Below are 20575 nucleotides of genomic sequence, written 5' to 3' on the forward strand. Positions count from 1 at the left end.
TGCAGCGTTGACTATATGTAAGTTTGTATATACAATTAGCATCTTGAATTACTTGTTAAAAGAGAGGTCGTGGAATATAGGAAATGAATGCCGATGATCTTAAGCAAAACGGAAAGCCGGGCCGCACGCCCGCAGGGCGCATTTGGATCGTAACGATTCTGGGCTCCCTTACGGCGTTCGGCCCGTTATCCCTTGATATGTATCTGCCCGCTCTGCCGACGCTGGCCCAGGAATTGCATACAAGTCCCTCGCTGGCCCAGCTTAGCTTGACCGCATGCCTTCTCGGCCTTGCGTTAGGACAGCTGGTTGCGGGACCGATCAGCGACGTCAGCGGGCGCCGGAAGCCGTTAATGGTGGGCTTGATCCTCTATGCCGTCACGTCCTTTTTATGCGCCGTCAGCTCGTCCATCGAGGCCCTGATCCTGCTGAGGTTCATTCAGGGGCTTGGCGGCGCGGCGGGCGTAGTCATTGCCAGAGCCATGGTTAGGGACATGTATTCCGGCACGGAGTTGACCAAATTTTTTGCCCTTCTCATGCTGGTTAACGGCGCGGCTCCTATCCTGGCTCCCATTTTTGGAGGCCAGCTGCTCCGATTTACGTCCTGGCCCGGCGTATTTATCGTGCTGGGAGCGATCGGAATCATCATGTTCCTCGCGGTTTTGTTCGGATTAAGGGAAACCTTGCCGGAGAGCGGGCGTTCCGAGGCGGGGATGAAAAATACGTTCAAAACGTTTGGCCGATTGCTGCGCGACCGCAGTTTCATGGGCTATGCCCTGACCCAAGGCCTCGTATCGGCGGGGATGTTCGCCTACATCTCCGGATCCCCCTTTGTCATCCAGGATTTATTCGGCGCTTCTCCGCAAACGTTCAGCTTTATTTTTGCGGTTAACGGCGTGGGAATCATTGTGGCCGGACAAATTACGGGCAGGCTCGCCGGAAAAATCAGCGAGGCCAAGCTGCTTGTGTTCGGGCTTCTTTTCGCCGCCGCCGGCGGATTGTGGCTGATCGCGATGATTTTGCTCGGGACGGGGCTCACCGCCATTTTGGTTCCGTTATTCATGATCGTATCGAGCGTCGGAATCGTGGGCACCACCGCCTTTTCGCTTGCCATGCAAAACCAGGGGCACTCCGCTGGCAGCGCGTCGGCGCTGCAAGGACTGCTGTCCTTGCTTGGCGGAAGCCTGGTCGCGCCTCTGGTCGGCATCGGAGGAACCGGCACCGCCGTTCCCATGGGGGTTGTCATCGCGGCAGCCGACGTAGGGGCCGTTATCTTGTATTATTTCATGATCGTAAGAAGGAAAAAGGAAATTTCCGAAATGTCTCTTCAGGCATAACAAAAACGTCTATCGACGTACATTCTCAGAAGACAGACCGCATATAGCGGAAGTTTTTCTTGCGATATAAGGAGGCCGTGTCTCCGAAGCTTATACATTCTTATATCTAAACAAAAACGTCTTTCGACGTACATTCTCAGAAGACAGACCGCGTATAGCGGAAGTTTTTCTTGCGATATAAGGATGGCAAACCTCTGAAGTTTATTCTTTCTTATATCTAAACAAAAAGCCCGGCTTATAAGCCGGGCCTTAGTGGGGGCGTCCCAAGGTCCATTGACCTGGGACGCCCTCATGTTATTTTGTCAAGCCGAGTGATCTGTCGTTATCAAACGGTCCATGTTGACATTGGTTCCGTTATAGGTGCCGAAAACGTGGATTTGACCGGTTAAGTGACACTGGTTCCGCTATTTGGCCTTTAAAAAGAGCTTGTGGACAGGAAAATGTCCAATAACGGAACGGTTGTCACTAAACAGGCCCAAACCACACAAAAAGCAGAAATTAACGGAACCTGTGTCAAAGAAACGAATAAAGCCTATTGCTGGAGCCATCCAACCGTACTACAAATGCTAGCGGGTAAGATCGATCTCGAACGTCTTGATTTCATAAGGCTCCAGCACAAAAGAAATCACGGAATCCTGCTGCGGTTCCCCTTCAGGCTGCTCCATCAGGTTGCATTCTCTCCAGGATACGATGTTAAAGTCGCTTTCCAGCACGAGACGCTTGCGGCTGCCCGAATAGTCGTGGATGCGGACAATCGCTTTATTGTGATCCTCCGCCTTTTTGACGGCCGAGATCATGGCCGTATCCGACGAGAGCCTGAACATCGAGCGCTCCGGAACTTCCGCGGCACCGCGGCTGGCTTTGAGCGGATTGTTCAGATCCCAGGCCTGCCGAACGGTATCCCCCTGAAGCCATGTGCCCGCATGCGGGAACAGGGAGTAGGTAAACCGGTGGTATCCTTGATCGGCTTCGGTATCCGGATGGACGGCGCATTTGATCAGGGACAAGCGCATGACGTTGTCTTTAATGTCGTATCCGTATTTGCAGTCGTTCATCAGGCTGACGCCGTAGCCCTGATCGGATAGATCGGCCCATTGATGGCCGACGGTCTCAAAGCGTGCCATGTCCCAGCTGGTATTCCAGTGGGTCGGACGTTTCACGTTGCCGTACTGGACATCGTAAGTCGCCTCCGTGGAGCGGACGTTGACCGGGAAGGCCACTTTAAGCAGCTGCTGCCGTTCGTGCCAGTCGGCTTCCGTAACGAAATCAATCCGGCGGCTGTTGGCGTACAGGATCATCTGCTGCTCCAGGGTCGATTGGCCGTACTTCCAAGCAAAACGGATCACGGTCCGAAGATGGCTGCTTTCCACGACCTTAAGCTCGGTCAGGGTGCCGATTTCCCTGGACTTCTGCTGATAGAAAATATCGATGTCCCATGCCTCGTGGGCGAGCGGCTTATCCTCGAAAATCTGCAGCACGTTGCCGCGCGCGCCCTTCGCCAGAACCTCCCGCTGCTCTTGGATGTCATAAAGGCGGGTCAGCTGGCCCGACTCGTTCCATTCCAGCTCGTAGTATGGCGTTTCAACGCCGCGTTCGGTCAGAGCGAACGGGCTTTCGGCTTCCGGTTCGGACGACTTCTCTTCCAAACGGATCGTGGTATATCCGAGCGAAGGCACGTCCTGCGCCTCCACGATCCAGCCGTCCGCTGTACGCTGGGAGAACAGTTCACGGCCGCGGGCATCCTTCCAGACGCCTTCGGGGAGTCCGTTCGCTGCCGGGATTACAACAAGCCCGGTCCATGTCCATGGCGAGGAGTTCCAGACCGTGAACTCGCGGCTGTCCGCGTCTCCGCCCACAAGGGCGCTTTGGGCTTGCCGCCAAGCCGTTTGTCCGATTTCCTCGGCTTCGGCGTATTCGACCCGGCTGTCCTCGTACACCTCGCGGATCGAGGATCCCGGAATGATGTCGTGGAACTGGTTGCGCAGAATGATTTTCCATCCTTCGTAGAGCGGATGTTGCGGATAAGCGCTCCAATCGCCGCGGACGACGCTGTGCATGGCATTAAGCCACTCCGACTCCCGGTACAGGAGCTCCAGCTTGCGGTTCATCAGCTTGTTGTGGGCCTGGCTGGTATAAGTGCCGCGGTGGTATTCAAGGTATAATTCGCCGTCCCAGGTATGGACATAGCTGTCGGTTTTCTCGACGGTGTTGTTCAGCTTGCGGAAGTATTCGTCGGCCCGTCCGGTCTTCAGCTTCGGCATGCCCGGCATCTTGTCCAGCCTGCGGCGCATTTCCAGCATTTCGCGGTTTACGCCGCCTCCGCCGTCCCCGAACCCGTAAGAGAGCAGCAGTTCCTGATTCATGTCCTTGTTGCGGTAGGCATCCCAGCTTCCCTTAACCGTTTTCGGGGTGATGCGCCCGTTATAGGTGTAGAACCAGGATCCCGGCTCGGACCAAGGCTCGGTCGTGGTGATGAAATGGGTCAATATTTCGGTCCCGTCAATGCCGCGCCAATGAAACGTATCATACGGCATCCGGTTGTATTGGTTCCAGCTGATTTTGGTGGTCATGAACGTGTTAATCCCCGACTTTTTCAGGATTTGCGGCAAAGACCAGCTGTAACCGAACACGTCGGGCAGCCATAGGTAGTCGCAGTCCGCGCCGAATTCCTGCTTGAAAAATCTCGTTCCCACAAGCAGCTGACGGACAAGGGACTCCCCGGAGGTCAGGTTGCAATCCGCCTCCAGCCACATGCCGCCGCCCACTTCCCAGCGTCCTTCGGCAGCACGGTCCTTGATCTTGTCGTACAGCTCGGGGTAGTCGTTTTTTACATACTCGTACAGTTGCGGCTGGGTTTGCAGGAAAATGTACTCCGGAAACAGCTCCATCAGTCTCATGACCGTGGAGAAGGAGCGGGCGCATTTCTCGCGGGTATGCTTCAACTGCCACAACCAGGCCACGTCGATATGGGTATGGCCGATGCAGGTGATCTCCACCGGAGTCGTTTTTTCCATGGCATCGATTTTTTCGGCCAGGTAGTCCCGCGCTTCGTAGACCGAGGCATAGAAATCCTCCGATCCCGGATGGCTCCAGTCGATCAGGGCCAGAGAGCGGTCCGCGTACTTAAGCAGTTGTGCCCGTTCTGCCAGGCTTTCGTCCAGCACCTTTACGGTTTCGGCAACGGCGAGAAGCGTGTAGTAATAGTCGTCGGCGATCTCGTCGAGCCAGCAGATTTCCGCCATTCGGACGCCGTGGGTCTGATTCCTCCGCTGTCCGCCCCCTTCAAGGCCCGACCACAGGCGGAACAGGAAGTGCTGGCGCGTGCCCGCCAAATCCTCGTTCATGAACACCTCGGTATGATTGGAGTCCACGCCTTGGTATGGTTTGCCGTGCAGATAGAACAGGGATTCGAACCCCGAATTGTTCCCGGCGCCGGTTTCGCCGAAATCAAAGCGTCCCAGCACTTTTTTGCCGGACCAGGACGACGGGATATCGACATGCGCGGACAGCCATAAATAAAGGTCTCGTCCGGTCCAGGTATCTCCGGCATGAAGCGGAGTCCAGGAGCCGTCGGCCTCGGGAAGGGCAGGATTTATCTCTTTGCGGTTGTCTTCCAGACTGAGAAAGGAAGGGATGGGCTTGCTGTCGCGGTAACGGTAGCTGGATAATTCGTGAATGCGAGCGTCTAGCTTTTGTTGAGTAAGAAACATAGGAAAGTACCCCCTTGGTCATCGGTTTGGGGGGCGAATGAGTATAAAGAGAACCTTGGCTTGACGGTTTGGTCCGTTCGCAGCCAAGCGTAAAATAGCGGAGATCTAGGGGATCATCGTCCATTATAATCACGGGGATCTCATTCGTAAAGGTGCAAATTTCAATTGCCCGGTTTACGGAAAGGGTGTACACTGGGTGCCGAAGTGACCATTATAGAACAGGGTGTGTTTCATATTTTCAGACTGCGCCAATTCTATTTAAACCATCTGAAACGAAAAATGTTCAACAAAATCGTCGTGCTTTATTCGACCGTCATGATCGTGCTGTTCGCGATTGCGGCGGCCTTGGTTTACCAATACCAGACCCAGCGCATACTCCGTGAGCAGACCGATGCCAACCTCAAATCCGCGCATGTCCTGAATATCTATTTGAGCCGGCAGTATGAGAGCATCCAAAATATATTCCAGCAGATTTACGGAGATGCCACGCTGAGCGATGAATTGATCTATTTTCTGAACCACGAATATGAGAGTTACCTGAAATACCGGTTGGATTTGTACACCAAAACGGGGGAGCAGCGCTTGCGCTCTTTCAATACCCTGCTGAAAAATTACCTGGAGCAGGAGGCAAGCGCCAAAAGCGTGTCCATCTACAGCTATCCGAACAATTTCTATATGCATATCAGCCGGACCAACCAGCAGCTGAATAATGAATCGGGTTCCAAAAGCAAGTGGGAAACCTGGTTCGCCCGCCGGGAGCAGCACAGCTGGGATACCATGCCGCAAAACGAATCCTCGCGTTCGTCCGCCGGCTCCAGTCCAAGATCGTATTCCTATTCCAGGGAGCTGAAGGACCCGTGGACCTTGAATCGGGTGGGGATGCTGAACGTGGAGTTCGACGCCCGGCAAATTTCTTCCTGGCTGGAGAACCGCGCCTCGGTAAAAGGCCGGATTTTGGTTTTGAACGCGCAGGGAACCGTTATTTACGATTCGGAGGACGTGTATTACGGCAAAACCTATCCTTACCGCTTGGAGCCGGAAAAAGCCGGAGACTGGGTTCAACTGGACGAGCCTTCCAAAGTGAATATGCTGAATGTCGGCAATGCGGGCTTGTCCGTAGTGGGGATTGTGTCGCAATCCTTGATCAAGGAAAGCACGGAAAGTTTAAGGACCGGACTGATCCTGGCCACCCTTGCATTTATGGCGGCGAGTTTTGCGATTACGTTTACGATCGTCCGGAAGTATTCCAAAAAAGTTCAGCGGATCATCCGCTCCATGAACCGGATCGGCGAAGGGGACCTGTCGACGCGCATCCAAATGTCCGGAGAAGACGAGCTTCAGCAGATTTCCCGCCGGTTTAACGACATGGGCGATCGTCTGGAGCAATATATCGATAAAATGTATACCTCGGAAATCAAGCAAAAAAACGCGGAGCTGGTTGCCCTGCAATCCCAGATCAACCCCCATTTTTTGTACAATACGCTGGAATCCATACGCATGAAGGCGTATTTCGTGGGGGCGAAGGAAGTGGGCCAAATGATATACAGCCTGTCGGTCATGTTCAAGAGCATGGTGAAAAAGAGCACGATTGTGACCGTTGAAGAGGAAATCGACATGTGCTCGGTCTATCTGGACCTGTTCCGCATCCGCTATGACGGACGGTTGGAGGCGGAAATCGAGGTGGATCCGGAAATCCAAAGCTGCAGCATTACCAAGCTTCTGGTCCAGCCGGTCGTGGAGAACTATATCGTTCACGGATTCCGTCCGCTGGAAGACAACAATAAAATTTCGGTCCGAGCCCATCGGGCAGGGGACCGGGTCGTCATCATCGTCTCGGACAATGGAACGGGCATACCGGAAGAAAAGCTGACCCAAATCCGACAGACGCTGGACAAAGACCTCCAGCCTCCCGACAAGGGTTACCGTTCGATCGGGTTGATGAACGTGCACGAGCGGATCGTCCTGAATTACGGGAACGATTACGGAGTGACCATAAACAGCACGGAGGGACAGGGAACCGAGGTCCGCATGGAAATACCGATGCTTCGCAAGGGGGAAACGACATGAGAAAGGTATTTTTTGTTGATGATGAGCCTCTGATTGCTCAGGGATTGGTCACCGTTATGGATTGGCAGAAGTACGACCTGCACGTGTCAGGTTCGGCCAACGATGGCATTCAAGCGCTCGAGAAGTTGAAGGACGAGCCCGTGGATTTGCTGATCACGGATATTATGATGCCAAGAATGAACGGGCTTGAACTCATCAAGAAGGTTAAAGAAATGCATCCCCGTACCAAATTTATCGTGCTGAGCGGGTACGAAGAATTTGAATACGTGAAGGTGGGGATCACGCTCGGCATTCAAAATTACATCTTGAAGCCGATCAACATCGAGGAACTGGAGGCGACCATCAAGCATATTCGGGGCGATTGGGAGCGCGAGGAATTGAAACGGTTTCGCTCCGAGGAGGATTTTGAAGATCCTCCGCAGCAATATTTTGCAGCGATGGGTAAGCGGCGAAATCGAAAGCTCGGAATTAAAACAAAGAGCCGAACTGCTCGGAATCCCGCTGAATTATGCGTCTTACCAGGTTTACGTTTTGCGGCTCATCTCCAACGAACGTCCGGTATCCCAGCTCTACCGCTTGACCAGCCTTGCCGATGAATTATGCCGTGCTTTTTCGGAGGAACTTGGGGGAGATCATGAGGTCATCTGTTTTCCCGATATGGATGACGACATCGTCGTTTTGTCCGCCGCGATGAAGGAGCGGAGGGATGCCGCCCGGGAGAGTATGAAAAGTTCCATGGCCAAGCTGCGGCAGTTGACCGGCTTGCGCATGTGGTGTTCGGAAGGGAGCGCGGGAATCAATGATTTTAAAGACATCCAGGAGAGCTACGGAAAGGCCAAAGGCCATCTCAATGCCTGCCTGATTGCCGGAGATGAAACGATCCTTTACAGTCCGCCCGCGGAACCGGAGCCCGTTCAGGATTCTTCGCCGTCCGTCCGCCCCGATGCCTTTGCGAAGCTGCTGATCGAAGGCGACGTTCCGTCCTTGCAGGCCTATATCGAATCCGTTCTCGGCGGTGGCAGCGGCGAGTTGACGGTACCCCGGGGACCCTGCCTGAATGCGGCTGTCCAACTGATGGTTGCGGCGAAGGACATGGAGAAGAATCCCGATTACAGCGAGGTATTTGCGCCCATGCACCGGATCAATACGCTTCGGGGGCTCCGAAACCATGTGTGGCGGATCGCCGAACGCAGCCTCGCGCGCCTGCAGGAAGCGGATCAGGGATACAGCTCGCATGTCTCGTTCCTTGTGGAGCAGGTGCAGCACAGCTATCCGGAAGAACTTTCCTTGAAGACGCTTAGCCAGAAGCTGCAGATGCATCCGAATTATTTGGGGCAGCTCTTTCAGCAGGAGGTCGGCGCAAGCTTTTCGGATTATTTGAACCAATACCGCATCGAAAAAGCGACGCAGCTCCTTTTGCATACGGATCAAAAGACGGCGGATATTGCTTTAAGCGTAGGTTACACGGACAGCTCGTACTTTTACAGGCAGTTCAAAAAATACACGGGCGTGTCTCCAACCGAGATGAGATCCATGTATTCGGATCTAAAATAAACGTGAACGATTTGTGACAGGCCAGGGCTGATCAAGCTTTGGCCTGTTCTTTTGTTGTTCGGTTTTGGAGGATTCTTTAATTTATCCATCCCGTTCTAGTATTTTTCAACTTGAGGGCGATAGCGCTTACTTGGCACAATTAAATTAGTTAAGGGCGAGTGATAAGAAAGCGGCCGGCTCCGGATAAAGCCGCGTTGACAAAGATCATGGGGGATCTTCAACACCAGTCGCATCACTTGTATTTAACAGGGAAGAGGAGGAGTGCTCATGTCGGGGTTCATCAAAAAGGTTGTACGCAACCGGTTTATGCTGCTGATGATACTGCCCGGAACCATTTGGTTTCTTATCTTTGCATACTTGCCCATGTTCGGCACCGTTCTCGCTTTCAAGGATTTCCGGATCAGTCCGGACGGTTTTTTCGCCAGCGTGTTCAACAGCGAATGGGTAGGGTTCAAAAACTTCGAGTATCTGTTTACGACCAATGATGCCTATATCATTACGAGGAATACAATCCTGTACAACCTGGCCTTTATCATCCTGGGCCTGATCATTGCGGTCGGCTTTGCGATCATGCTGAGCGAGCTTGTCAACAAGCGGACGGCCAAGGTCTATCAGACCGGCATGTTTCTGCCGCACTTTTTGTCGTGGGTTATCATCAGTTATTTTGCGTTTACCTTCCTGAGCGTGGACAAAGGGACGCTGAATCAAATCATCACTTATTTCGGGGGAGAGCCGATCAGTTGGTATTCGGAATCAAAGTATTGGCCCTTCATCATCATTTTTGTCGGCATCTGGAAAGGCGTTGGCTACAACAGCGTTATTTATCTTGCGGCTATTACAGGGATCGACAAGTCTTATTATGAAGCGGCCGTCATCGACGGAGCCAGCAAGTGGAAGCAGGCGCGGTACATCACGATTCCGCTGCTGAAGCCGCTTATGATCATCCTGACCATACTGGCGATCGGGGGCATCTTCCGTTCCGATTTCGGATTGTTCTATCAACTTCCGAAGGATTCGGGCGCGCTGTACCCGGTTACGAACGTTATCGACACCTTCGTATATCGCGGATTGATCAATATGGGGGACATCGGAATGAGCACGGCGGCGGGCCTGTACCAATCGATCGTAGGGCTGGTTCTGATTCTGGTCGCCAACTATATCGTTCGCAAAATTGAAAAAGATCACGCGATCTTTTAATCCGAGGGAGGCGAATTTCATGTCACAGCCAACAACGCAAACCGCCCTTCAGTCGGCAAAGCGTTCGAGAAAGAGAGACTATAACGCCATCTCCCCTTTGTGGAATACGATTTTCAATATCGTGATCGGCGTGTTCTCGTTCTCTTGTATCTTTCCGTTTCTGTTTGTTATCATTATTTCCCTGACGGACGAACAGACACTGGCCATGGAAGGCTTCAGGCTGCTGCCGAGCCAGTTCAGCACCGCGGCGTATGAATATATATTCGAATCGGGAAGCGAACTGCTATCCTCATTCGGCTTAACCCTTCTGGTCACGGTGCTCGGAACGCTGATGAGTCTGGCTCTGGTTACGACTTATGCGTATGCATTGTCCCGTCGAAACTTTGAATTTAGAGGTTTCTTCAGCTTTCTGGCCTTCTTCACCATGCTGTTCTCGGGCGGCATGGTACCCGGTTATATCGTGATGACCCAGTTCCTGCATCTGCAAAACACGATCTGGTCGCTGATATTTCCGTTATCCCTGAGCGCGTTCTCCATCATCGTCATGAGGACTTTTTTCCAAACGACGGTCCCGGATGAAATTATCGAGTCCGCCAAAATCGACGGCGCCGGCGAATTTCTGACGTTTGTCCGGATCGTGCTGCCGGTCTCGCTGCCGGGGATTGCAACCATCGGTTTGTTCAGTTCTTTGGGTTACTGGAACGACTGGTTTAACGCCTTGTTGTATTATAACGATCCGCAGTCGACGCCGCCGCTGCAGTTCATGCTCATGCAGATCGAGAAGAACATGGACTTCCTGACGAAGAATGCCCAGAATATCGGTGCATTCGATGCAGCAGCCGGTCTGCCGACGGAGACGGTAAGAATGGCGATGGTCGTACTGGCTACGCTTCCGATCGTCATGGCGTATCCGTTCTTTCAGCGTTATTTTGTTCAGGGCCTGACCGTAGGCTCCGTCAAAGGATAATTTCATAAGGTTGAACCCGCATCGCACACTGCCGGAGAAATCCGGCTTTGATACACCTTAGTGTGCAAGCGGTGTCAATATAGCATTAACCACTAAGCGATACAGGGGGAAAAACACATGTTCAAGAAAAAGGTTTCTTTACTGTCCCTTGCTCTCGTGCTTCTGCTGACCGTCGTACTGTCGGCCTGCGGCAGCAAGGAAGGCAATAAGCCGAACGAACCTGCGAAGGAAGAGGCAGCCGTTCAAAGCGACGGCACGATCGATGCCTCCAAGCTGGATCCGGTCAAACTGAAAATGTACATGATCGGGCCTAACCAAAAGGATCTTCCCATGGTTCAAGAGGAGATCAACAAATATCTGACGGAAAAAATCAATGCAACGATCGAGATCAGTATGATCGACTGGGGCGATTACAGCCAGCGGATGCAGGTCATTACAAGCTCCGGCGAGAATTACGACATCGCCTTCACCAGCTCGTGGGCGTTCGATTATCTGCCGAATGCGGCGAAGGGCGCGTTTAAGCCCCTGAATGATCTTCTTGATCAGTATGGAAAAGGCATTAAGGAAGCGTTGGACCCACGTTTCTTGGAAGGAACGAAGGTTAACGGCGTGAACTATGGCATCCCGGCCAACAAGGAGCTGGCACAGCAGTTCGTATGGCGCTTCAACAAAAAATATCTCGATAAGTACAACCTGGACATTTCCAACGTGACGACGCTTGAGGACCTGGAGCCTCTTCTGAAAACGATTAAAGAGAACGAACCTGCGGAAATTACGCCGCTTGCCGTACCGAAAGGCTTTAAACCGTACATGCCGTTTGATTTCGCGCTCGGCGATGAAATTCCGATCGGCATGTATCTGGACACCAAAGACTTCAAATTTGTGAACTTGCTGGATTCGCCTGAACTGAAATCGGCTCTGACGACCATGCGCAAATACTATCAAGCCGGTTACGTGCGCGAGGACATCGCCACCCTGGACGGCATCGACAACATCAAGACCGGCAAATGGCTCGTGGACCGCGAAATTACGCAACCATACGCCGAGCTGGGATGGTCCAGAAACGCCGGTTATGATATCGTGACCAGACCGATGCATGATCCTGTTATTTACACAGCTTCGGCGGCAGGTTCGATGATGGCCATTTCTTCTTACTCCAAAAATCCGGAGCGGGCGATGATGTTCCTGAACCTGCTGAACACGGATGTGAAACTTCGGAACATGATTCAATACGGCTTGGAAGGAACGCATTACAAGAAGCTTGAAGAGCCGTATATCGAGGATATGCCTGCAATGCAGGAAAACTACGCCATGCCTGGATTTGCACTGGGCAACATGTTCCTGACTTACCTTCATGAAGGCGAGCCTAAGGACAAGTGGGAAGCATTCGAGAAATTCAACAGCTCTGCCTTGGTTGCTCCTACGTTCGGCTTTAACTTCGACACGGCTCCGGTAAAAACGGAGGTTGCGGCCATCACGAACGTAGCCAAGGAATTTATTCCTGCCCTGTATACCGGCTCCGTAGATCCTGACGAATATCTGCCAAAAGCAAAACAAAAGTTCAAGGATGCCGGGATCGACAGAGTTATCGCTGAAGTTCAAAAACAATTCGATGAGTGGAAGGCCCAAAACAAGTAATCCGTAAAGTGTATGAAGAGTAGAAGCGGCTGTTCCTTACGGCCGTTTCTCTCTGTCATTCCTTCTTTAGATGGAAAACGCATTCATTGTCCACCACGAAATCATTACATAAACAGGAGGTTTTCCCATGAAACGAATCAAACCGGATTATTACGCAAGAACCCAGTGGAAGCGCAAAATGGCAGTATGGATGAGCACGGCTTTGCTGGCTGCGTCCCTGACGGGCTTTGCCGGAGAAGCCGAGGCGGCACAGCCTCACTCGTCATATTGGTATCCGAACACGCTGCTGGAATGGTCGCCGTCCACGGACAAGGATGCGCGCTTTAACCGGGGAACGGTTAAGCTGGAAGATCAGCGTATCCAAGGCAGCAAGGTAAACGGCAATGCAAGGAGGAAGTGAAGGTTTTATCGATTGCTTCCATGTATCCGAGCACGAGCGGAGCCCCTTCCCAAGGCTCGGAGAAGTTCCATACCTATACCTTCAGCAATTGGCAGTATATCGACAAGCTGGTGATGTGGGGCGGCTCGGCAGGCGAAGGATTGATCGTTCCACCAAGCAGCGACGTCATCGATGCGGCCCACAAGAACGGAGTTCCTGTTTTTGGAACCGTTTTCTTGCCGCAAACGGAGCACGGGGGCAAAATCCAGTGGCTGCATGATCTGTTAAAGCAGCGGGAGGATGGATCCTTCCCGGTCGCCGACAAGCTGATTGAGGTTGCGACGTACTACGGATTCGACGGCTGGTTTATCAATCAGGAAACCCAGGGCGGAACTCCGGAGGATGCCGCCAAGATGGCTGAGTTTTTGACTTACCTGCAGAAGAAAAAAGCTCCGGGGATGGAAGTGATCTGGTACGACTCCATGATCAAGGAGGGACCGGTGAAGTGGCAGGGAGCCTTGACGGATAAGAACGAGATGTTCTTCCAGTCGGGGAATCAGCGGGTTTCCGACAATATGTTCATCGATTTCCGCTGGCAGTACAAGGATGAGAAGAACGGCAAATACGATTACGTTACTCCGTTCTTGAATTCCCCGGCCAAAGCGGCGGAACTTGGCCGCAGTCCGTATGATCTATACGCCGGCATTGACGTGGAGGCGAAAGGCTACGAGGGCAAATTCAATTGGCCGGTTCTGTTCCCGGACGGCAAGAAAGCCACGACCTCCCTGGGCATTTACCGTCCCGATTGGGCGTTCAACAGCTCCGAAACCCATGAGGAGTACATGAAAAAGGAGCAGATTTTTTGGGTGGGCCCCGGAATGAATCCGGCGAATACCTCGCAGCCTGAAGGGGCCGATCCGCTCGCCTGGAGAGGGATTGCCAATGATGTCGTTGCCAAAACCGTGCTCACCGATTCCGAATTCGTTACCCATTTCAATACGGGCAATGGCCACATGTTTGCTGTGGACGGCAAGGTGATGCGGAGCCGCGATTGGAGCAACCGCAGCCTGCAGGATATTTTGCCGACCTGGCGCTGGATCACGGAGACAAACGGCAAAGGCGAGGCCCTGAAACCCGGATTCGATTTCGGCAAATCCTATTACGGAGGCAGCTCGCTTCAGGTAGCGGGTGCCGTAAGCAAAGGCTCTTCCACCCATGTAAAGCTGTATAAGGCGAATATTCCGGTGGAAGCGACGACGGAAGTATCGCTCGTTTATGCGGACAATGCGAAAGACGCCAAGGTGAAGATCGGCTTGGCCTTCGCCGATGCGCCGGATCGGTACGAGTTTTTCGAGCCGGGCAAGTGGACCCCGGCCGGCGCGGATCAGGATTGGAAGCAGGGCAGCGTCAAGCTGAACAAGTATAAAGGCCGCACGATCGCGGGAATCTCGCTGCAATTCGAGTCTGCTGCGGATATGGCGGATTATCGGGCCAATATCGGCCGCCTGGCGGTTACGCAGGTGAACGATAAGGCGAAGAAGCCGCACGAGGCGACCGATTTGCAGGTGATCGAAAATGATTTCCGCGACGGAATTTATGGCGACGCGCGTTTGTCGTGGAAAGCGCCGAAACAAGATGAAGACGTCTTGTATTACCAGGTATACCGCGTTCATCCGGACGGCAAGTACGAGTTGATGGGCATGACCGGAAATACCGTTTATTACGTGCCCGAAATGAAACGAATGCTTAAGGAGAATGCAACCAAAATGGTCGTTATTCCGGTAAACCGCCACTACCAACAGGGAAAAGCGGCATCCGTAAGCTTTGACTGGCCGGAATATCCGAAGCCGATTGCGGCCTTCAAGGCGGACAAAACCTTGATCGCCCCGGGTGAAACGGTCCAGTTCACGGATCTTTCCTCGGAGGTAACGGAATCCTGGAACTGGAGCTTCCCCGGCGGACAGCCGGCGTCCAGCACGGAGCAGAATCCTAAAGTGAAATATCCGGAGGAAGGAACGTACGAAGTCACGCTGACCGCTAAAAATAGCGTAGGCGAGGACATGGTTCGGAAGAAGCTCATTACGGTTACCCGGGAAGCGGAGAACGGCGTCGGCAACCTTGCCCTTGGCAAGAAGACGTCCGCATCAAGCTTCGTGAACGAGAAGGAAGCGCCCCAATTTGCGGTGGACGGCAATGCCGCCACCAAATGGTGTGCCGTCGGAGACGGGCCTCACACGCTGACGGTGGATTTGGGAGCCGAGCGTAAAGTCAGCGAATTCGTGATCAAGCATGCGGAAGCCGGAGGCGAGCCGGCCGCGTTCAACACGCGCGCATTCTCGATTCAGGTGAGTTCGGACGGCAAGGAATGGAAGGATGCGGTAACGGTCAAAGACAATACGAAAGCGGTCAGCAGCCATGCGATCGAGCTTACCTCCGCACGGTACGTGCGTCTTCAGGTAGAGAAGGCGACACAGGGCGGGGATACGGCTGCGCGCATTTATGATTTTGAAGTGCTGGGCTTGAAATAATACGGATCACCAAAAAGGAGCGTTTCCCTCAAGAGGGAGGACGCTCCTTTTTGCTTGCCATACCATCTGGATCGCGTCGCAAGCCGCCGTCACGACTCAAGCTCCGCCAGCTGCTCCTCGGAAATGACCTTGATGCCATGCCGCTTCAACAGGGCGGCGGTGACGCCGTTTCCGGCGACTTTTTCGTTCGCGAATCGGCCGTTGTAAATCATGGCGCTTCCGCACGAAGGGCTGTATTCTTTAAGAACAACGGCTGAGGCCTCCAGTTCCCGCGCTTTCCTTAGAGCGGCGTTGGCTCCCTGAATATACATATCGGTTACGTCCCGCCCTGATCTCTCGATGACTTTGGCCGTGCCGTCCAGAACGTCATCCCCGTCCCCGCCGATGATCTCCGCGGGCTCCCGGGGCGTTGAAAAACCTCCAAGCAGCTCGGGGCATACGGTGACCGCTTTGTTTTGTTCGATCAACTCCCGGATCGTTTCGTTCAAGCTGTGAGTTCCGTTATATCTTACTTCCATCCCTGCCAGGCAGGAGCTAACCAATATCATGCGTCTCACCTCGAATCAGATAATTATTTGACTTCTGCATATCCCCGACTTTAAGCGAATCCTCCAATATTTGCTTATGCACCGGATTCCAGCCTTTATAATACCGCTGCATCTCATTCGGGTCGATCAGGATGCGGCGGGTCGATTCGAATTCGGCCTCAAATGGGTGAAGGCGGGTAACGTCCATATGATAAAACACCTGATAACCTATCTTGGGATATCGGCTGGACTCGGTCCAGTTGGGGCAATCGCCGTGATCAACCGTGATATGGCCCAGCAGCGTGCAGATCCCCTCTGCGTAAGCCTCCTCCAGCACCTCTCTTTTAAAGCAGGCTTCCGGCGTTTCCCCGGGCTCCATATGCCTCCGGGGATATCCCAGCCCCTGTCCAAGAGATCCACGAGCAGAAGGCGGCCGTCCCTGTAGCAGAAGCCGTGCACGCTGGTAATGAGATGGAGCGGAGGAAGGCTGTTGCTAGCCTGCCATGTCAGCTTGACGGTCGATTCTCCCCATACCGCATAGAAACTCGTCACTTATACATTCCTCCTACCATTGGTTCTCCGTATGTTCCATAAATGCCAGCCGTTCTCTCGTTTCCGGGACCGTAGTAAGAAGAAGGTGAGCATTCCCCGGTCTTTTTGTTCATGTGCCTGTCTGTTTGAACCTATTATATGGCAGCCGCGGGGGAGCGACCACCATGAATTTTTAGGGGACTGAAACTTAAGGCGGGACTTATCCGGAACCATAAGTATGTTATAGTGTAACACGTATAATATCCCCTTAAAGGAGCAGTGACGTTATGCCGTTTACGTTTGCGCATCCACTGTATATTTTTCCGGTGAAATATATCAATCCCAAATATTTTAGCCTAGCCGGTCTTGTTCTTGGCAGCATGTCTCCCGATTTTGAATTTTTTATCGTCCTGGAGCCCTATCAGACGATTGGCCATACCTTCAAGGGACTGATTGTGCAGGCTATTCCCTTGAGCTTGCTCATCCTGATGCTGCTTCAGTTCGTCATGAGGCCCTTCGCGCTTCATCTTCCCTCTGCATTCGGTTTGGATATGAGAATGTATTCGGCCATAAGGTATTTTGAGATGAAGAAATTCAGGAGCTGGGCTGTTTTCATATCCTCCGTTGTCATCGGATTTTACAGCCATCTCCTGGTTGACTCTTTTACGCATGTATCAGGGTATTTTGTTCAAAAATTGCCGGCTTTGCAGTCCGGCTTCTTCGGTCTCCCGATGTATAAGGTGCTGCAATATTCGCTTTCCGTCGTGGGCGTTATGGTGCAGGCCTATCTGATATGGATGATATTGATGAAAAAGTCTCCCGCAGCGCGGAATTTCCAGATCGCTAAGATAAGCCCCAAGCGAAAAACGGCCTACTGGATGATTGTGCTTCTGGCAACCTTCGGCGTCATGGGCGCCAAGCTGCTTTACGCAACAAACTCCAATCTGCTTGGAATTCTGATTGTCTCGCCCATATCCGGGTGTATTCTGGGAATCGTGACCGCGAGTTTTATTTATCGCAAAATTTAGCCTATCCGAGAATCGGCTTCGTTTCCGTCCAGTCGGATAACCTTCCCCGTTTCAGGTCTTTTTTCATGAACATGCGAACGGTTCAGGGGACTTAACCGTCATACTCTTCAGAAGGCGCACCAAAACGGTAAGGAAGTGACAGATTTGAATGACAGGCAGTTATTTGAAACGTACAGGGAACAGGTATATCTTTTTTGCCGCTACATGCTTCGCAGCCGTGCCGATGCGGAGGATATCTGCCAGGAGGTCTTTTTCAAGGCCATGATCGCCGACCGTTCCCAAGTGCACAATGTAAAAGCTTGGTTGTTTAAAATTGCAGCCAATGAGTGCAACACGTTGCTCAGACGAAGACGAAACGGGTGGAGCAAGGAAATCCGCGCCTTTATGCTCTCCCTGCCCCTTGGTTCGCCGTCCGTCGAGGAGACCTGCGAGCAGCGCGAAATGGTGAACTCCCTCCACCTGCTCCTGGATGAACTGCCCCTGAAAGTAAAGCAGGTCATGATTCTTCATTATACGGCGGAGCTGACTTTGCCGGAAACAGCCGAAGTGCTTGACGTACCGGTAGGCACCGTAAAATCCAGAGCCAATCGGGGATTGAAGAAATTGAAAAAAATTCTGGAGGAGGACGAATCCAGACATATGAAAGGAGAGGAGACGCATGCCGGAGTTTAAGGACGATTTGGCCCAAAAGCTGTCTGTCTACCCGGAGGAAAGGCCCGATTACGAAGCCATGTTCAGCGCATTGGAGGAGCGCAAACGAAAATGGGTACGAGAGTCGGGGGGATCCGCGGCGCTTGCAGTCCGGTCCCGCCCGAAATCCCGCCGCATTGCTGCGGCAGCAGTCGGCGTTCTTGCGGTTGCGGCATTCGGAATAACAGCCCAGCAGACAGGCCTGCTGAAAGAGTTGGCGGGGGTTGCCCGGACCCAGCATGCGGCAGCCGGACAGCAGCTTGGCGTCCATACCGAACATAAAGGAGCCACGCTCAGCCTGAACCAGGTAATAGGCAGCCCTGCCATTAACGGTGACGGCACCAGCCTGGAATATCATCTTTCATTGGATGTGCCCAATGCGGGCAGCTATGACCACGCTTTTTTCGACTTCGGGACCATGACCAACCGGGATACGGGAGAGAAAGAGGAACACATCGGCAATAATATCAGTTTCACGAAGGAAAACGGCCAATTTTCTGCGGTCTTTGAAACCTTGGAGGATCCGTCGCCATCCGATGCGGTCCGTCATTATCGTATCGAATTGCAGGATCTGTATCTGCGTAAAACAGTCAAGCTTCCCTTAGCGGGACAACTGCACCAGCTTAAAGAAAAGAGCTATCGCTTGGACTCGGAGAAATATGCAGCCCTGACGTTTAAGGCTTCCGCCCGCATGGATAACAGGTGGGTTGTCCGCTATAAATTGGAGCAAAATCCGCAGCAGCCGAACGAATTCCAAAACGAATGGCGGAATTCCATCGAAAAAAGCAATTATGAGCTGGTGCTTGAGGCGGGCGGCAGAACCATCACGCCGACAAGCGGTATGGGCGGAGCCGATCTGTCCTCCGATGTCTTTGACATTTTTGGTCTGAGCGACAAGGAATTGGCGGACGCCAAGCTTTACTTCACTTATCCGGAGACGACGGGCAAAGTGCAGGGGACATGGTCCATGGATTTCACCGTAGACGAACGGCCGTTAAACAGCTATCCGGTCGATATTGATCCTGCTCAAGTGAAAGGGTTCGGATTTGTGCCGACAAGCGTGAATTTTTCCCCGCGATACATTAGCATCCCGATCTCGGGATATTCTGCGGAGCGCCGGGACGGAAACGTGCTGTTGAATGAGGTTGAGCTTAAAGTCGGCAGCCGCAGTTTTGAAGGGTTTCTCACTGAAAATCATAAGCTGATATTCATGCTGGACCAGCCTTATCAAGATTACTCGAATGAACCGGTTACGCTCGTATTAAAAAAAGCGCTGGTCGTGCATGAAAACTTGTCCGGCGGCTGGACCCCTATCAAAGAACCAACCGGCGCCAAGAAAACGGCTAAGTATCGTCTCGATGACAATAAAGTGATTCAGTATACCTACTATCAGAGAGGCAAAGGGATCATGGTCATGACGAAGCTGGAAAAAGGGGAGGGAATCGGCTTCCGGGGAACGAGGCTTAAGGTTAACGGACAAATCGCAAAACCGGATGAAAGCCAATCCTGGACCTCGGGAACGAACAAACGATTCGATTACTATGGCAATGTTCCGAAAGGCGCCAAGCTGGAAATTCATCCTGGCTTATACTTGGTTGAGGACGGGAGCTACACTCAGGAGATCAAGCTGAAATAAAAAGGGATAGAACAGAAAAGAGAACATGAAAAAGGTTAAAGAAAAAATAAAGCAAAGTTAAAAAGAAAAGCGCACCCCTTTAGATCGACAACTGAACCGATGATTCGGATGTTGATCGATCCAGGGGTGCGCATTTTTATGGCTAACCCGGATTTCCACTAAAGGGAAGGACCAATGGCGATCCAGGAAATGAATCCGTAACTTTGAGTGCATCCAGGTTGGCGGATCACTGTCAATGCGGCTTCTTCAGCCCGCTGCTGTTTCAGGCACACCTGAAATCCCGGATGATTGCTCATGGCCACGATGACGTAATTCAACACCGCAAACGCCTCGCCAAAAGTAACCGTGACCTCGGTTTGATCCTCCGCTCCTTGAAATACAAAGGCCGCAAAGCCATACTGTTGTACTGCCGTTCGGTCTGAGCTGCTCCGGATCGGCGCGAAGCTCAGGTGCTGCGGGTTGACGGCTCCCGGGGCGAGGTGCCCGCTGGTTACGGCCCCGGCCGCAAGCTGTTGGCCCGTAATCGTTCCGTCTTCCAGCTTGGCGCCGGAAATGCTGCCGTCTTGAATCGTGACGGATGCCAGGGCCTCGGCCGTCAAATGCCGGCTATCGACGGAGCCTTCCGCCAGCTGATGGCCGGTCAGGGTACCGGCGGCAATTTTGGAGCCGGGAATGCTGTCCTCCGCGATTTTTATCGCCGGTGATCGTTCCGTTTTTGTACGAGGTCGCCGGTAATGGCTTCCGCTTCAATATGCTTGGGGCCGATGCTCCGCTCCTGCAAGTGATAGG

General features: G+C 52.8%; 14 protein-coding genes and 1 pseudogene. 11 read left to right on the forward strand and 4 right to left on the reverse strand.

Annotation, left to right across the window (positions count from 1 at the left end):
• The first annotated feature begins 83 nt into the window (after positions 1–83).
• Positions 84–1334 carry a multidrug effflux MFS transporter gene (locus XI25_RS30390; protein WP_046681560.1) on the forward strand — a complete coding sequence of 417 codons (1251 nt, stop codon included), beginning with the start codon at positions 84–86 and terminating at the stop codon, positions 1332–1334.
• A 566-nt stretch (positions 1335–1900) separates the two neighbouring features.
• On the opposite strand, the gene XI25_RS30395 is transcribed toward XI25_RS30390, so the two are convergent.
• Entirely contained in the window at positions 1901–5044 is a 3144-nt protein-coding gene (locus XI25_RS30395; protein WP_046681561.1) for an alpha-mannosidase, read from the reverse strand.
• Positions 5045–5209: 165 nt separating this feature from the next.
• Between XI25_RS30395 and XI25_RS30400 the strand changes: the two genes are divergently transcribed.
• The 7 genes and pseudogenes from XI25_RS30400 (at position 5210) to XI25_RS30425 (ending at position 15374) form a co-directional block, all read left to right on the forward strand.
• Complete coding sequence (locus tag XI25_RS30400) at positions 5210–7111, forward strand: sensor histidine kinase (protein WP_235440517.1); 1902 nt, start codon at positions 5210–5212, stop codon at positions 7109–7111.
• Positions 7108–7707 carry a response regulator gene (locus XI25_RS35620; RefSeq protein ID WP_235440518.1) on the forward strand — a complete coding sequence of 200 codons (600 nt, stop codon included), beginning with the start codon at positions 7108–7110 and terminating at the stop codon, positions 7705–7707. Before XI25_RS30400 ends, XI25_RS35620 begins: the two co-directional genes overlap by 4 nt.
• On the forward strand, positions 7643–8665 hold the full coding sequence (locus XI25_RS30405) for a helix-turn-helix domain-containing protein (protein ID WP_327204876.1): 1023 nt from the start codon (positions 7643–7645) through the stop codon (positions 8663–8665). The genes XI25_RS35620 and XI25_RS30405 overlap by 65 nt, the downstream gene beginning before the upstream one ends.
• 267 nt (positions 8666–8932) lie before the next feature.
• Positions 8933–9862 (forward strand): ABC transporter permease, encoded by a 930-nt coding sequence (locus XI25_RS30410; RefSeq protein ID WP_046681562.1) that lies wholly within the window; start codon positions 8933–8935, stop codon positions 9860–9862.
• Between the two features lie 19 nt (positions 9863–9881).
• Positions 9882–10829, forward strand: a complete 948-nt coding sequence (locus tag XI25_RS30415; RefSeq protein WP_046681563.1) for a carbohydrate ABC transporter permease — start codon at positions 9882–9884, stop codon at positions 10827–10829.
• A gap of 117 nt (positions 10830–10946) precedes the next feature.
• Entirely contained in the window at positions 10947–12467 is a 1521-nt protein-coding gene (locus XI25_RS30420) for an ABC transporter substrate-binding protein (RefSeq protein ID WP_046681564.1), read from the forward strand.
• Positions 12468–12594: 127 nt separating this feature from the next.
• Positions 12595–15374 (forward strand): annotated as a pseudogene (locus XI25_RS30425) (endo-beta-N-acetylglucosaminidase).
• Between the two features lie 89 nt (positions 15375–15463).
• On the opposite strand, the gene XI25_RS30430 reads toward XI25_RS30425, so the two are convergent.
• Both XI25_RS30430 and XI25_RS30435 read right to left on the reverse strand, forming a co-directional pair.
• Positions 15464–15922: a DUF523 domain-containing protein gene (locus XI25_RS30430; protein ID WP_046681565.1), complete on the reverse strand. Its 459-nt coding sequence runs from the start codon at positions 15920–15922 to the stop codon at positions 15464–15466.
• Positions 15909–16349: an NUDIX hydrolase gene (locus XI25_RS30435; RefSeq protein WP_152669260.1), complete on the reverse strand. Its 441-nt coding sequence runs from the start codon at positions 16347–16349 to the stop codon at positions 15909–15911. The genes XI25_RS30430 and XI25_RS30435 overlap by 14 nt, the downstream gene beginning before the upstream one ends.
• Positions 16350–16719: 370 nt before the next feature.
• Between XI25_RS30435 and XI25_RS30440 the strand changes: the two genes are divergently transcribed.
• The 3 genes from XI25_RS30440 to XI25_RS30450 all read left to right on the forward strand — a co-directional run bounded on the left by XI25_RS30440 (position 16720) and on the right by XI25_RS30450 (position 19786).
• Positions 16720–17460 (forward strand): DUF4184 family protein, encoded by a 741-nt coding sequence (locus XI25_RS30440; RefSeq protein ID WP_046681566.1) that lies wholly within the window; start codon positions 16720–16722, stop codon positions 17458–17460.
• Positions 17461–17604: 144 nt separating this feature from the next.
• Positions 17605–18132, forward strand: a complete 528-nt coding sequence (locus XI25_RS30445) for an RNA polymerase sigma factor (RefSeq protein WP_046681567.1) — start codon at positions 17605–17607, stop codon at positions 18130–18132.
• Positions 18119–19786: a hypothetical protein gene (locus XI25_RS30450; RefSeq protein ID WP_046681568.1), complete on the forward strand. Its 1668-nt coding sequence runs from the start codon at positions 18119–18121 to the stop codon at positions 19784–19786. Before XI25_RS30445 ends, XI25_RS30450 begins: the two co-directional genes overlap by 14 nt.
• 158 nt (positions 19787–19944) lie before the next feature.
• Here XI25_RS30450 and XI25_RS30455 read toward each other — a convergent pair whose 3' ends face one another.
• On the reverse strand, positions 19945–20385 hold the full coding sequence (locus tag XI25_RS30455) for a WIAG-tail domain (protein WP_046681569.1): 441 nt from the start codon (positions 20383–20385) through the stop codon (positions 19945–19947).
• Positions 20386–20575 lie beyond the last annotated feature (190 nt).

The sequence above is a fragment of the Paenibacillus sp. DMB20 genome (assembly GCF_000987955.1).
Lineage (GTDB): Bacteria > Bacillota > Bacilli > Paenibacillales > Paenibacillaceae > Paenibacillus_AQ.